Source organism: Streptomyces sp. NPDC054872 (assembly GCF_053610705.1).
The window spans coordinates 57,392-69,458 of sequence record NZ_JBSGYY010000038.1 but is presented as its reverse complement, the minus strand read 5'-3'; the positions used below and the strand labels follow the sequence as shown (position 1 = coordinate 69,458).

The window sequence follows — 12,067 nt, the reverse complement described above, 5'->3', positions numbered from 1 at the left end:
CCTCGCACAGGTTCCGGCCCGGCCGTCTCACTCAGTCAGTCTCAGGCCGTCGTGTCCGTCCGCCTCGTCTACGACGCCGACAGCATCCCGGTCCGGTACACCGTCCCCGCGCACGCGTTGACGATCGTCGCGCCCGCGGCGGGCGAACCCTGGGGGCCGGTCAGGGACACCGTCACGCCACCGTCCAGTACGCCGCCGTCCTCGCGGACCATCTGGGGCTCCACGCCACCGGGTGTGCCGCCGTCCGTGCCGCCGCCGTTCTCGGTCGGGGTCGGGTCGGGCGAAGGCTCTCCGCTGTCCGTCGGACATGCCTCCGAAGGCACCCAGGCGAACTTCACCTCGTACGCCGCGCCCGGCTGGAGGACCAGCGAACTGACCGCCTGCGACGGGTCCGGGAGGCCCGTCGCCGCGTCGCCCGCCACGTGGTCGGCGACCACGATCTTCGCCGGGTCGGCCGCCCCCGTCGTCGCCGTGCTCACGCTGCCCGGGGCGCTGACCGTACAACTGCTGCCGGAGACGTTGGCGACGCGGAACGTGCCGTACACCTTGCCGTCGGCCTCGGCCACACCCGCGCTGCCCGAGGCGTTGCCGAGCTGGTCCACCGCGCAGGCGGGCGAGCCCGCGGACTCCGTGCCCGCAGGGTCGGGGCCACCGGTCGCGCCGCCGCTGGCCTCACCCTTGCCCTTGCCGTCCTTCTTGCCCTTCTTGTCCTTCTTGTCCTTGGACTTGGAGGGGCCGGAGCCGCTGCTCTCGCCCTTCTCCCCGCCCCCAGGACCCTTGCCCTGGCTCGAACCGCCCTGCGTCTGCTCGCTGTTGCCCGCGATCGACGGCCGGTCGTCCGAGCCGCCGCCGGAGTTCGTCACGTGCACGAGAGCGGGGATGGCGGTGCCGATGAAGAGCGCGGCGGCCGCCATGCCGACCACGGCCTGGCGCTTGCGCTGCCGCCGCGCCGGTACCGCATGCCGCAGACGCTCCAGGGCACGGTCTCCCGGCTCGATCTCCTGGACCGCCGAGCGCATCATCCTGCGCAGCGCCAGCTCGTCGGAGCCTTCGTCACCGCCGAAGAGGGAATCCAACGGGGAAGCCGCCGCGGGACCCTTGGCCTCGGCAGCTCCGGAGTCCTTGGCGTCAGCGGCCCCGGAGTCACCGGCCCGCGGGCCCTCGGCCTCGGCAGCCCCGGACGCTTCGGCCCCGGATTCCTCGGCCCCGGACCCTTCCGTCCCGGACTCCTCCGCCCCGGACGCTTCGGTCCCGGAGCCCCCGGCCCCCGTCTCGTTCTCGGAGGCGGTGGGCTCGTCACCCTGGCCGTGATTCACAGTTCCGTCCCCAGCACGCTGCTCAAACTCGGCGCTCTCGTCCTGCTCGCGCCCGTACTCATGCTCGCTCATGCCGGTGCCTCCATGGCGACCCGCAGAGCCGCGATCCCGCGCGAGCCGTACGCCTTCACCGACCCCAGCGATATGCCCAGGGTCTCGGCGACCTGCGCCTCGGTCATGTCCGCGAAGTACCGCAGGACCAGAACCTCGCGCTGGCGGCGCTGGAGGCCGCGCATCGCCTTGATCAGCTCGTCGCGCTCAAGGAGGTCGTACGCCCCCTCCTCGGCACTCGCCATGTCGGGCATCGGCTTCGAGAGCAGCTTCAGCCCGAGAATGCGGCGACGCAGAGCGGACCGCGAGAGGTTCACGACGGTCTGCCGCAGATAGGCGAGGGTCTTCTCCGGGTCCCGGACGCGTTTGCGCGCCGAGTGCACCCGGATGAACGCCTCCTGCACGACGTCCTCGCAGGAGGCCGTGTCATCGAGAAGCAGCGCCGCCAGGCCGAGGAGCGACCTGTAGTGGGCGCGGTAGGTCTCGGTCAGGTGGTCGACTGTGGTGCCGGCGCTCGCCGCCTCTTCAGCGCCCTCGCGCTGCGTCGGGATGCGGGCCGATCTCGTGGTGGGCATGGGGGCGATCACCGGCATGCCGGCGGGCGCACGGGGACGGCGGGGCGGGCGCAGGGTCGCACCCCTCGCCTGTACCGCTGTGAAATCGAGAACCTCTGCCACGCCAGTTGGACACGCCTACCCCCTGGAGGGTTGTACGCATCGCGCGGCGCGTTTGTGGCAGACATCGTCGCCGTCGGTGACGATGCATCAATTGCCCCCATGCGTACCAGCTCTTCCCCTATGCCCAATTTTCGCAGCGCTCAGGTCACACCCCCGGGAGGGCGATCGCAAAGACGCGCCCCGCCCTGCTGCTGGTTGCAGAGGACGGGGACGAATATCTTCGAACGCTTCTTGCGAATCTTCGAACGCGGCGATGGTCCAGTTCAAGCGATCCTGGCCACCAAGTTGGACACAGAATTTACACAGATCCCACAGAGACCTCCGCGCCGGGGACCGGTCAGGAGTGGCGCCCGGTGAGTTCCGCGGCCACCAGCTCCGCGATCTGGACCGTGTTGAGCGCGGCCCCCTTGCGCAGATTGTCCCCGCACACGAAGAGCTCGAGGGCCGTCGGATCGTCCAGTGCGCGCCGCACCCGGCCCACCCACGTGGGGTCGGTCCCGACCACGTCGGCGGGCGTCGGGAACTCCCCGGCTGCCGGATCGTCGAACAGCACGACGCCCGGTGCGGTGGCCAGGATCTCGCGCGCGCGGTCCACCGTGACCTCGTCCTCGAAGCGCGCGTGCACGGTCAGGGAGTGCGTGGTGACGACCGGCACGCGTACGCAGGTCGCCGCGACCCGCAGGTCGGGCAGGCCGAGGATCTTGCGGGACTCGTCCCGCACCTTCATCTCCTCTGACGACCAGCCGTCGTCCCGCAGCGTCCCGGCCCACGGCACCACGTTCAGCGCCACCGGCTCCGGGAAGGGACCGGTGTCGTCGCCGACGGCACGGCGTACGTCACCGGGGCTCGTGCCCAGTTCCGAACCGGCCACCAGCTTCAGCTGGCGGCGCAAGGTCTCCACACCGTCCCGTCCCGCGCCGCTCACGGCCTGGTACGAGGAGACGATCAGTTCGCGCAGACCGAACTCGGCGTGCAGCGCGCCGATGGCCACGATCATCGAAAGAGTCGTGCAGTTCGGGTTGGCGACGATGCCGCGCGGGCGTACGCGCGCGGCATGCGGATTGACCTCCGGGACGACCAGTGGCACATCCGGGTCCATCCGGAAGGCGGCGGAGTTGTCCACGACGACGACGCCCTTGGACGCCGCGATGGGCGCCCACTGTGCGCTGACCTCGTCGGGGACGTCGAACATCGCCACGTCGACACCGTCGAAGACGTCCTCACTCAGCGCGAGGACCTCGATCTCCTCACCGCGCACGGCCAGCTTCTTGCCGGCCGAGCGCGGTGAGGCCACGAGTCGGATCTCGCCCCAGATGTCGGCATGCTGCGACAGGATCTGGAGCATGACCGCGCCGACGGCCCCGGTCGCTCCGACGACCGCGAGCGTCGGCTTTCCGGTCATCGCCCGGTGCCTCCATAGACCACGGCCTCGTCCGTGTCGGAGTCGAGGCCGAAGGCGGTGTGCACGGCGCGCACGGACTCGTTCGCGTCATCGGCGCGGGTCACGACCGAGATGCGGATCTCGGAGGTCGAGATCAGCTCGATGTTCACGCCCGCGTCGCTGAGCGCCTCGAAGAAGGCGGCAGTGACGCCGGGGTTCGTCTTCATGCCCGCGCCGACCAGCGAGATCTTGGCGATCTGGTCGTCGTAGCGGAGGGAGTCGAAGCCGATGGCCGAGCGCGTCTTCTCGAGCGCGTCGATCGCCTTGCGGCCCTCGGCCTTGGGCAGGGTGAACGAGATGTCCGTGAGTCCGGTCGAAGCGGCCGAGACGTTCTGGACGATCATGTCGATGTTGACCCCGGAGTCCGCGATGGCGCGGAAGATCGAGGCGGCCTCACCCGGCTTGTCCGGCACGCCGACGACCGTGATCTTGGCCTCCGAGGTGTCGTGCGCGACACCGGAGATGATGGCCTGCTCCACCTTGCGGTCCCCTTGCGGTTCGTTGCTGACCCACGTGCCCTGAAGTCCACTGAAGGACGAGCGCACGTGAATCGGGATGTTGTAACGGCGGGCGTACTCCACGCAGCGGTGGAGCAGCACCTTGGACCCGGAGCTCGCGAGCTCCAGCATGTCCTCGAACGAGATCCAGTCGATCTTCTGGGCCTTCTTCACCACACGGGGGTCGGCGGTGAAAACGCCGTCCACGTCCGTGTAGATCTCGCAGACCTCGGCGTCGAGCGCGGCGGCGAGGGCGACAGCGGTCGTGTCCGACCCGCCGCGGCCCAGCGTGGTGATGTTCTTGCCCTCCTGGCTGACACCCTGGAACCCCGCGACGATGGCGATGTTGCCCTCGTCGATGGAGGCCCGGATGCGGCCCGGCGTGACATCGATGATCCGCGCTTTGTTGTGGACGGAGTCGGTGATGACACCGGCCTGGCTGCCCGTGAACGACTGGGCCGCGTGACCCAGGTTTTTGATCGCCATGGCAAGAAGGGCCATGGAGATCCGCTCCCCGGCGGTCAGCAGCATGTCGAATTCACGCCCGGCAGGGATCGGAGATACCTGCCCGGCAAGATCGATCAACTCATCCGTCGTGTCACCCATGGCGGACACCACGACAACGACCTGATGGCCGTTCTTCTTGGCGTCGACAATCCTCTTGGCGACCCGCTTGATGCCCTCGGCATCGGCTACGGAGGAGCCTCCGTACTTCTGCACGACAAGGCTCACGTGCGCTCCTCGCTCAGTCCGTCTTCACCGCACTGCTGCGGTCGGCTCAGTTTAACGAGCGGCCGAAATTCGCCGCACAGATATCACATGGTGAGATGTCCCGCCCACCAGGTGATCATCCGACGGCATACGCTCCCGCTGCTCGGGACGTACGTTTCGACCGCTCGGCTTGGCACATGCCCAGCGGGGAGTCGGACACTCCGGAAAGTGGGGCGGGTCACAGCGAGCCGCCGGGGGGGGGCGGGCGGGGCGAAGGCCCCGGCGCCCGGCTCCTCCCGGAAGCTACTTGACCGTCCTGAGGCCCAGGGGCCCGGCGATCTCCTCCGCCATGACCTTGCCCGCCGCCTCCGCCAGGGCCTCCTCTGCCAGGTCCTCGTCCGTGTCCAGGCCGTTGAGGTCCTCAAGGGGCTGGTTCAGGCGGACGTGGGCCACCAGGGACTGGAGGGCGCGCAGGGTCGCCGAGGCCGTGGAGCCCCAGTTGGAGAAGTACGAGAACTGCCACCACCACAGGGCCTCGGTCGTGCGGCCCGCGCGGTAGTGGGCCAGGCCGTGGGAGAGGTCCGCGACGACGTCCGCGAGGTCGTCGGAGATGCGGGCCGCCACCGGGGCCTTGCGCGGTTCGTACGGGTCGAAGACCTCGGAGTAGACGTCCACCGGCTCCAGCATGGCGGCCAGGCGTTCGCGCAGGTCGTCCACGTCGCGCTCCGGGCCGAGGTCCGGTTCGTAGCGCTCCTCGGGGAGGATGTCCTCGTGCGCGCCCAGGCGGCCGCCGGCGAGGAGGAGCTGGGAGACCTCCAGGAGGAGGAAGGGCACGGCCGAGTCCGGCTCGTCGCCCTTCGCGACCTCCGTCACCGCCACGATGAAGCTCTCGATCTGATCCGAGATCTGCACCGCGAAGGAGTCCGGGTCCTGGGCGGAGGCGTGCAGCAGGACGGTTGGCTCGGCGCCCGGGGCCGCGGCCGGTGACGTCGCGGGGGCCGCTGCCGCTGCCGGGGCCGGGGTTTCCGCCGGATTCGTGGACTTCTCTTGCTGCTTCTCAGACATCTAGGAGTCGTCTCCCCTCGAAGGCGCGGCCCAGGGTGACCTCGTCCGCGTATTCCAGATCTCCCCCGACAGGGAGCCCGCTGGCCAGGCGGGTGACCTTCAGGCCCATGGGCTTGATCATCCGTGCGAGGTACGTCGCCGTCGCCTCGCCCTCCAGGTTCGGGTCCGTGGCCAGAATCAGCTCCGTGACCGTGCCGTCCGCCAGGCGCGCGAGGAGTTCTCGTATGCGCAGGTCGTCCGGTCCGACCCCCTCGATCGGGCTGATCGCTCCGCCCAGTACGTGGTACTTCCCCCGGAACTCGCGCGTACGCTCGATCGCCACGACGTCCTTCGGCTCCTCGACCACGCAGATGACGCTGAGGTCGCGGCGCGGGTCGCGGCAGATGTTGCAGAGCTCTTCCTGCGCGACGTTCCCGCAGGTCGCGCAGAAGCGGACCTTGTCCTTCACCTCAAGGAGGGCGTGGGCGAGGCGGCGTACGTCCGTCGGCTCCGTCTGCAGGATGTGGAAGGCGATCCGCTGCGCGCTCTTGGGACCGACGCCGGGCAGCCTGCCCAACTCGTCGATGAGGTCCTGAACCACGCCTTCGTACACGGGGTGCCTTTCCCTTTCCTGTTCTTGCCGTTGCCGAGTATCGAGCTTTGATACGTACGGTAGTTGGCCCGTGGCCCTCTTAGAAGGGAAGGCCCGGGATGCCTCCGCCGCCCAGGCCCTGTGCCAGCGGGCCCAGCTTCTGCTGCTGGAGCGCCTGCGCGTTCTCGTTCGCCGCCTGGACCGCCGCGACGACCAGGTCCGCGAGGGTCTCGGTGTCCTCCGGGTCGACCGCCTTGGGGTCGATCACCAGGCCGCGCAGCTCACCGGAACCGGTGACCGTCGCCTTGACGAGGCCGCCGCCCGCCTGGCCTTCGACCTCGGTGCGCGCGAGCTCCTCCTGCGCGGTCGCGAGGTCCTGCTGCATCTTCTGGGCCTGCTGGAGCAGTTGCTGCATGTCGGGCTGGCCACCACCGGGGATCACGATCAGCTCCTGTTCGTCGGTCTGCTGGTAGGTCTGTTCGGCGGGTCTGGCGATGCTTTTTCCACCTGGAATGAGCCTACGTGGTCCAGGGTGCCCTCGCCCCAGCACTCTTTCGAGTGAGACCGACCGTCTCCCTATACCTGATCAAGCACCTCTTCCGGGCGGAAATACCGCGAAAACGGGCTCAGGGCCACCCATTGGGCGGTAGGACTGGGGCTGCGCATGCGCATGAGCAGATGACATCAGTCGCGTCAGCACCACAAGCGCCATCAGTACCAACTGTCACAGTGCGAGCACCGTAAGGAACTGCCGCAGGTGACAGTCAGGGATCTCGTAGAGGTAAGAGGGAGTGCCGGGTGAGCCAGCCGGAGATGCAGCCCGAGGGGGTGCCCCAGGAGGGGCAGGGTGCCGGGGCGGGTGCGCACCAGGGCACTCCTGGGGGTGCTCCCGGTGGGGCTTCCGGGGGTGGGGACGGCTCTCGGACCGGGGATCTGACGGGGCGGGCCTTTCCCCTCGGCGACTGGGGCGAGCCCGCCCAGCGGCTCGACGAGCTGTACCGGTGGGTGGAGCGCGGGGCGCTCAACACCGCGGAGTGGTACCTGTCCGACCGGGCCTGGAAGCGGCGCGGGGCGCGGCTCGCGCGGGTGGGGGCGGCCACGGGGGCCGTCGGCGCGGGGGTTCTTCCGCTGCTCGATCTGGCGGGGGCGGTGGGGGGTCTCGCCACCTGGGGGTTCGTCTCGTTGCTCGCGGGGGCGGCGTGCGTGGCGTGCGACCGGTTCTTCGGTCTGACGTCCGGGTGGATGCGGGACGTGGCCACCGCGCAGGCCGTGCAGCGGCGGCTCCAGGTGCTGCAGTTCGACTGGGCGTCGGAGAGTGTGCGGGAGGTCCTCGGGCCCACCGAGGGGACCGCCAGTGAGGCCGCCGAGCGGTGTCTCGGGGTGCTTCGGCGGTTCTCGGAGGATGTGACAGAGCTCGTGCGGGCCGAGACCGCGGACTGGATGGTGGAGTTCCGGTCGGGGCCCGCGCCGCTGGCCATGCAGGCGGTGGTTCCGGCCTCCCGTGGGGAGGCGGGCGCCTCGCCTGTCCGGGCCGCTCTGCCGCCGGGGGCGCGCCCGAACATGCCTCGGCAGCGTCCGCCTGAGCCGCGGTGAGGGCCCCCGGCGGGGGCGTGGGGCGGGTGCGGGTCAGGGCGGGCCCTGCGGGGCTTTCCCCGATCCCGCCCCTTCCCGAAACTGGGGCTGGGCCCCAGACCCCGTACGTGGCTCGGTGGATCACCGGCTCCGCCGAGTTCGTCCTCGAACGCCGGACGGGCTGAAAGACCGCCCCCCGGTCAGCTGTAGATGATCATGGATCCCTGGGCCAGGCTCCGGGTGGTCGCCGCGTGCAGGCCCAGCCATACGTGACGTTCCCTCGCGAAGGGGCTGTCGTCCGGTGGGGCCGGGGCCGCCGGTTCCTCCAGGGAGGTGGGGGCCTCGGGCGGGGTCGGCGGGCGCGGGGGGTTGGCCGCGTCGATGCCGATCGACGGGGCCACGAACTCCAGTTCCCGGAGCAGCGCCTGGGACGAGCCCAACGGCCCTCCGCCCGAGAGCAGTTCGTCGTTCGAGAGCGGGGCGGGGAAGTCGACGGGGACGTACGCCCCCGCGTGGTCGTAGTGCCAGACCAGATGCGACTGCTGGGCCGTCGCGTCGAACATCTCCAGCAACTGCTCGTAGTCCCCGCCCAGTTCGTCCACCGGCGTGACCTCGAGGCCGCAGACCTGGAGCAGATACGCCCGGCGCAGGAAGTGCAGCGCGTCGTAGTCGAAGCCCGCGACCGGGGCCACGTCCCCGGAGAGGCCCGGCATGTAGGCGAAGACGGGAACGGGCGGCAGGCCGGCCTCGTGCAGCGCCTTGTCGTACGTCGCGATCTCCTCCGCGAAGGGATTGTCGGGGCTGTGGCACAGCACGTCGACGAGCGGGACCAGCCACAGGTCACAGGCCAAGGGTGCTCCTCAGGTCAGGTTCATGAGCAGGCTCGTACGGGGACGGCATATCGGACGTCGGACGTTCCTCGCGTGCAGGCAGCGTAGTCCGGGCGGACGCCCCTAGCTCCCCTCGTGCAAATCCCAGATCCACACCCCGTCTACCCACTTTCCGGGGCGGTCAAGGAGTTCCTCCACCGTCACCCGCAGTTCGGCGTCGTGCTCCTGCGGCGCCAGGACCAGGACGCCCGCCTTCCAGTACGCCAGATCCTCGCGCGCCGCCCTGCGCCACGCGTCCGTGATCTGCGGGGCGCGGCCCGCCGAGCGGACGTCCCGCAGGAGGTTGGAGGTGTTGCGGGGCGACGCGCCGTAGATGCCGATACGGTCCGGCCCCCACGGCCCGTTGAAGTAGCCGCCGGGCAGGCTGAAGCCCAGTCCTGCGGTGGTCTGCCAGTGCAGCGCCTCCGCGCCTGCCGGGTCCGGCAGCGGTATCGGTACGAGGGTCTCGCCCTCCCCCACGTACTGGCGCCACGTCCCGTCGGCGATGAACTCCGGGGGCCGCGCCCGCTCCACCGCCTTCAGCGGCGCCGGCACGATCGGAAGCAGCGCGAGGGCGACCGCGGCCACGCCCGCGTACCGCGCGGCCGTCATGCGGCGCGCGGAGGTGAGGAGATCGGCCAGCGCGAGGGCCACCAGCATGCCGAGCGCCGGGGCGCACACCATGGCCACCCGCGACTCGATGACCGACTCGAAGAGGGGCGCGTGAGCGAGGGGCGCCCAGGGTCCTGGCAGCACGACGTCCGTCAGCGGGATGCGGAACCTCGGGCCCAGCGAGAGGACGGCCGCCGCGATGACCGTGCAGGCCAGCGCCTTCACCACCGCCCGCTCCCAGAGACGTACGACGATCGCGAAGGCCAGCGCGACCAGGGGCCAGCCGTAGAACGCGTTCTGCTCGGTCGGGTTCTGGGAGAGGGCGGCCGCCGTCTCCTCGTTGCCCGCCAGCGAGCGTTCCGCGAAGGAGATGAGCGCCAGCGGACTGTTCCCGGCGTTGTCGCCGTGCAGCACGCTCGTGTAGCTCTGCGGCCCGAAGAACTGCCAGTAGAGCGGGAACGCGACCAGCGGCAGGGTCACGGCCACCGCCACTCCGAGGCCGCGCGCCAAGGGGCGGAACGTTTCCCTCGCCACGTCACGGCGCACCGCGCCGTACGCCGCGGCGAACAGCAGCATGCCCACCGCCGCGAGCAGCAGCGGCTCCTCGCCGAGGAAGATCTGGTACGTCGTGAAGAGCCCGAGGACGACCCCGTCCCGTACGACCCTGCGGCCCTCGCAGAGCCGCAGCGCCCTGTCGATGATCGGCGGGATCATGAACAGGACCATGAAGTTCGGGTGCGCGTGCGCGTGGCTGATCATCGGTGGCGCGAAGGCCGCCAGTGCCGCGCCGACGGCTGCCGCGCCCCGGTGGCGTACGAGACGCTTGCGGATCAGCCAGTACCAGGCGACCCCGGTGGCGGCCAGGCCCAGCGTCATCGCCGCGTTGAGGGCGACGGCCGGACCGAAGAGCCAGGTCACGGGGGCGAAGGGGACGGAGAGGCCGAGCATGACCGTGTTGGCCATGAGGTTCACGCCGTCGGGAAAGTTCTGGAGATGCGTGAAGAGGGGGTTCTGGAGGTGGCGGACGTTGTCCGCCGTCACCGCGAAGAACCACTCCCACTGGTTCTGGTCCTGGAGGGAGTCGGGGAGATAGCGGGCGCCGGGCGCGACCCAGCGGCCCGAGTAGAGGGTGACCGCCATGGCCAGGAAGAACGCCGCCACGAGCAGGTCCTTCGGCCGGACCGTACGGGCCTTGAGCGAGGTCAGCTCGGCGAGGACCTTCACGTAGTCGAACGGGCGGACCTTCGAGCCCTCCTGGTGCGCCCAGCGCACCGGCACCTCGGCGACCGGCCAGCCGGAGCGGCGGAAGTACTGCAGTATCTCGACGTCTATGCCCCAGCCGCGCAGACGGGACGCGGCGAAGGCCTCGCGGGCACGGTCGCCGTCGAAGAGCTTGAAGCCGCACTGGGTGTCGCGGACTCCGGGGACGGCGACCGTTCGTATCAGGAAGTTGCCGGTACGGCCGAGGAGTTCGCGCAGGCGGTGCTGGTGGGCCTCGATCGTGGCGCCGGCACCCGCGCGGGACCCGATCGCTGCCTCGTGGCCGTCGGAGAGCGCCTTGTCGAGGCACTCCAGCTCCTCGATGGGCGTGGCCAGATCGGCGTCGGTGATCAGGACGCGGTCGCCGCGCGAGGCCAGGACGCCCAGGCGCAGGGCGTGTCCCTTGCCGCGGTTGCGGCCGGAGTGGATGAGCCGGACACGGGGGTCGGCGGCCTCGGCGTCGGCCGCGATGTCGAGAGTGCCGTCGGTGGAGCCGTCGTCCACGACGATCAGCTCCCACCGGGTGCCGCGGTCGCCGCCTTCGGACCCGCCCTCCAGATACGCCCGGATCGCGGCGAGCGTGGGGGCCAGGCGCCGCTCCTCGTTGTAGGCGGGGACGACGACAGTCAGATCCACGCTCATGCAGCGGCCAGCCGCTCGATGAGGGCGAGTGAGTGGGCGTTGTACTCGTCGATGATCGCGTGCGCGGCCATGGGGTCGCGGTGCGCCAGGGCGTCGACGAGCTCGGTGTGCCGGGCCCACAGGGTGCCGCGCAGGTCGCCGTCGCCGCGTTCGACGGCGCGGCGCAGGTAGGTGACGGCACAGACCCAGGACTGGACGCGGATGCGGTGCAGGAAGTCCGAGAGGTAGGGGTTGCCGAAGAGGGCGCTGAGCTCGCGCCAGAAGCGCAGGTCGTAGCCGATGAGGACGTTCAGGTCACCCGCGCAGGCGGCGCGCGCCGCTTCCTCGCCACGGCGGCGTACGGAGATCAGCGCGGCGGTGGTCTCCTTCTGGCTCTTGGGTCCCAGCGGGGTGCCGTTCTTCGCGAGGTCGCGGAAGATTCCGTCGGCGACGAGCCCGCGGGCCTCCAGCATGCCGCGGTAGTCGGCGAGGGAGTGCTCGTGGACGCGGTAGCCGCGGTGCTGGTCGGCGTCCAGGAGGCCCTGCGCGGCGAGGTTCACCAGGGCCTCGCGGACCGGGGTCGCGGAGACGCCGTACTGCTCGGCGATCTCCTTGACCGTGAACTCCTGCCCCGGCTCCAGACGGCCGCCGAGGATCTCGTCGCGCAGCGCGTCGGCGATCTGCTGGCGCAGAGTGCTGCGGATGACGGCGGAGCCGTCGGTGCCGGGCATCTGGGTTCCCTCGCGGAGTCGTCTCGGTGGTCGTCGTTCGCTTACGAGCACGTCAGACTACGCGGTCGGAGTT

Annotated in this window: 11 protein-coding genes; 1 reads left to right on the top strand and 10 read right to left on the bottom strand. The window is 70.4% G+C overall.

What is annotated here, in order from left to right; all coding sequences use genetic code 11:
- Positions 1–68: 68 nt before the first annotated feature.
- The 7 genes from ACWGIH_RS34425 to ACWGIH_RS34395 form a co-directional block, all read right to left on the bottom strand.
- Positions 69–1,388 (bottom strand): hypothetical protein, encoded by a 1,320-nt coding sequence (locus ACWGIH_RS34425; RefSeq protein WP_453446133.1) that lies wholly within the window; start codon positions 1,386–1,388, stop codon positions 69–71.
- On the bottom strand, positions 1,385–2,044 hold the full coding sequence (locus tag ACWGIH_RS34420) for a SigE family RNA polymerase sigma factor (protein WP_453446132.1): 660 nt from the start codon (positions 2,042–2,044) through the stop codon (positions 1,385–1,387). The genes ACWGIH_RS34425 and ACWGIH_RS34420 overlap by 4 nt, the downstream gene beginning before the upstream one ends.
- A gap of 337 nt (positions 2,045–2,381) precedes the next feature.
- On the bottom strand, positions 2,382–3,446 hold the full coding sequence (locus ACWGIH_RS34415; RefSeq protein ID WP_453446130.1) for an aspartate-semialdehyde dehydrogenase: 1,065 nt from the start codon (positions 3,444–3,446) through the stop codon (positions 2,382–2,384).
- Positions 3,443–4,714 (bottom strand): aspartate kinase, encoded by a 1,272-nt coding sequence (locus tag ACWGIH_RS34410; RefSeq protein ID WP_249588720.1) that lies wholly within the window; start codon positions 4,712–4,714, stop codon positions 3,443–3,445. The genes ACWGIH_RS34415 and ACWGIH_RS34410 overlap by 4 nt, the downstream gene beginning before the upstream one ends.
- Before the next feature lie 282 nt (positions 4,715–4,996).
- The gene (locus tag ACWGIH_RS34405) at positions 4,997–5,758 is read right to left on the bottom strand and encodes a DUF5063 domain-containing protein (protein WP_453446129.1); all 762 of its coding nucleotides are present in this window, start codon (positions 5,756–5,758) and stop codon (positions 4,997–4,999) included.
- The gene (gene recR / locus ACWGIH_RS34400) at positions 5,751–6,350 is read right to left on the bottom strand and encodes a recombination mediator RecR (RefSeq protein WP_125514107.1); all 600 of its coding nucleotides are present in this window, start codon (positions 6,348–6,350) and stop codon (positions 5,751–5,753) included. Before recR ends, ACWGIH_RS34405 begins: the two co-directional genes overlap by 8 nt.
- A 79-nt stretch (positions 6,351–6,429) precedes the next feature.
- The gene (locus ACWGIH_RS34395; RefSeq protein ID WP_190084082.1) at positions 6,430–6,771 is read right to left on the bottom strand and encodes a YbaB/EbfC family nucleoid-associated protein; all 342 of its coding nucleotides are present in this window, start codon (positions 6,769–6,771) and stop codon (positions 6,430–6,432) included.
- 356 nt (positions 6,772–7,127) lie between these two features.
- Here ACWGIH_RS34395 and ACWGIH_RS34390 point away from each other — a divergent pair, with 356 nt between their 5' ends.
- Complete coding sequence (locus tag ACWGIH_RS34390) at positions 7,128–7,922, top strand: SLATT domain-containing protein (RefSeq protein ID WP_453446127.1); 795 nt, start codon at positions 7,128–7,130, stop codon at positions 7,920–7,922.
- Between the two features lie 179 nt (positions 7,923–8,101).
- Here ACWGIH_RS34390 and ACWGIH_RS34385 read toward each other — a convergent pair whose 3' ends face one another.
- The 3 genes from ACWGIH_RS34385 to ACWGIH_RS34375 all read right to left on the bottom strand — a co-directional run bounded on the left by ACWGIH_RS34385 (position 8,102) and on the right by ACWGIH_RS34375 (position 11,994).
- Positions 8,102–8,752 (bottom strand): hypothetical protein, encoded by a 651-nt coding sequence (locus tag ACWGIH_RS34385; RefSeq protein ID WP_453446125.1) that lies wholly within the window; start codon positions 8,750–8,752, stop codon positions 8,102–8,104.
- A 102-nt stretch (positions 8,753–8,854) separates the two neighbouring features.
- Entirely contained in the window at positions 8,855–11,284 is a 2,430-nt protein-coding gene (locus tag ACWGIH_RS34380; RefSeq protein ID WP_453446124.1) for a glycosyltransferase, read from the bottom strand.
- Complete coding sequence (locus tag ACWGIH_RS34375; protein ID WP_453446122.1) at positions 11,281–11,994, bottom strand: GntR family transcriptional regulator; 714 nt, start codon at positions 11,992–11,994, stop codon at positions 11,281–11,283. The genes ACWGIH_RS34380 and ACWGIH_RS34375 overlap by 4 nt, the downstream gene beginning before the upstream one ends.
- Between the last annotated feature and the right edge of the window lie 73 nt (positions 11,995–12,067).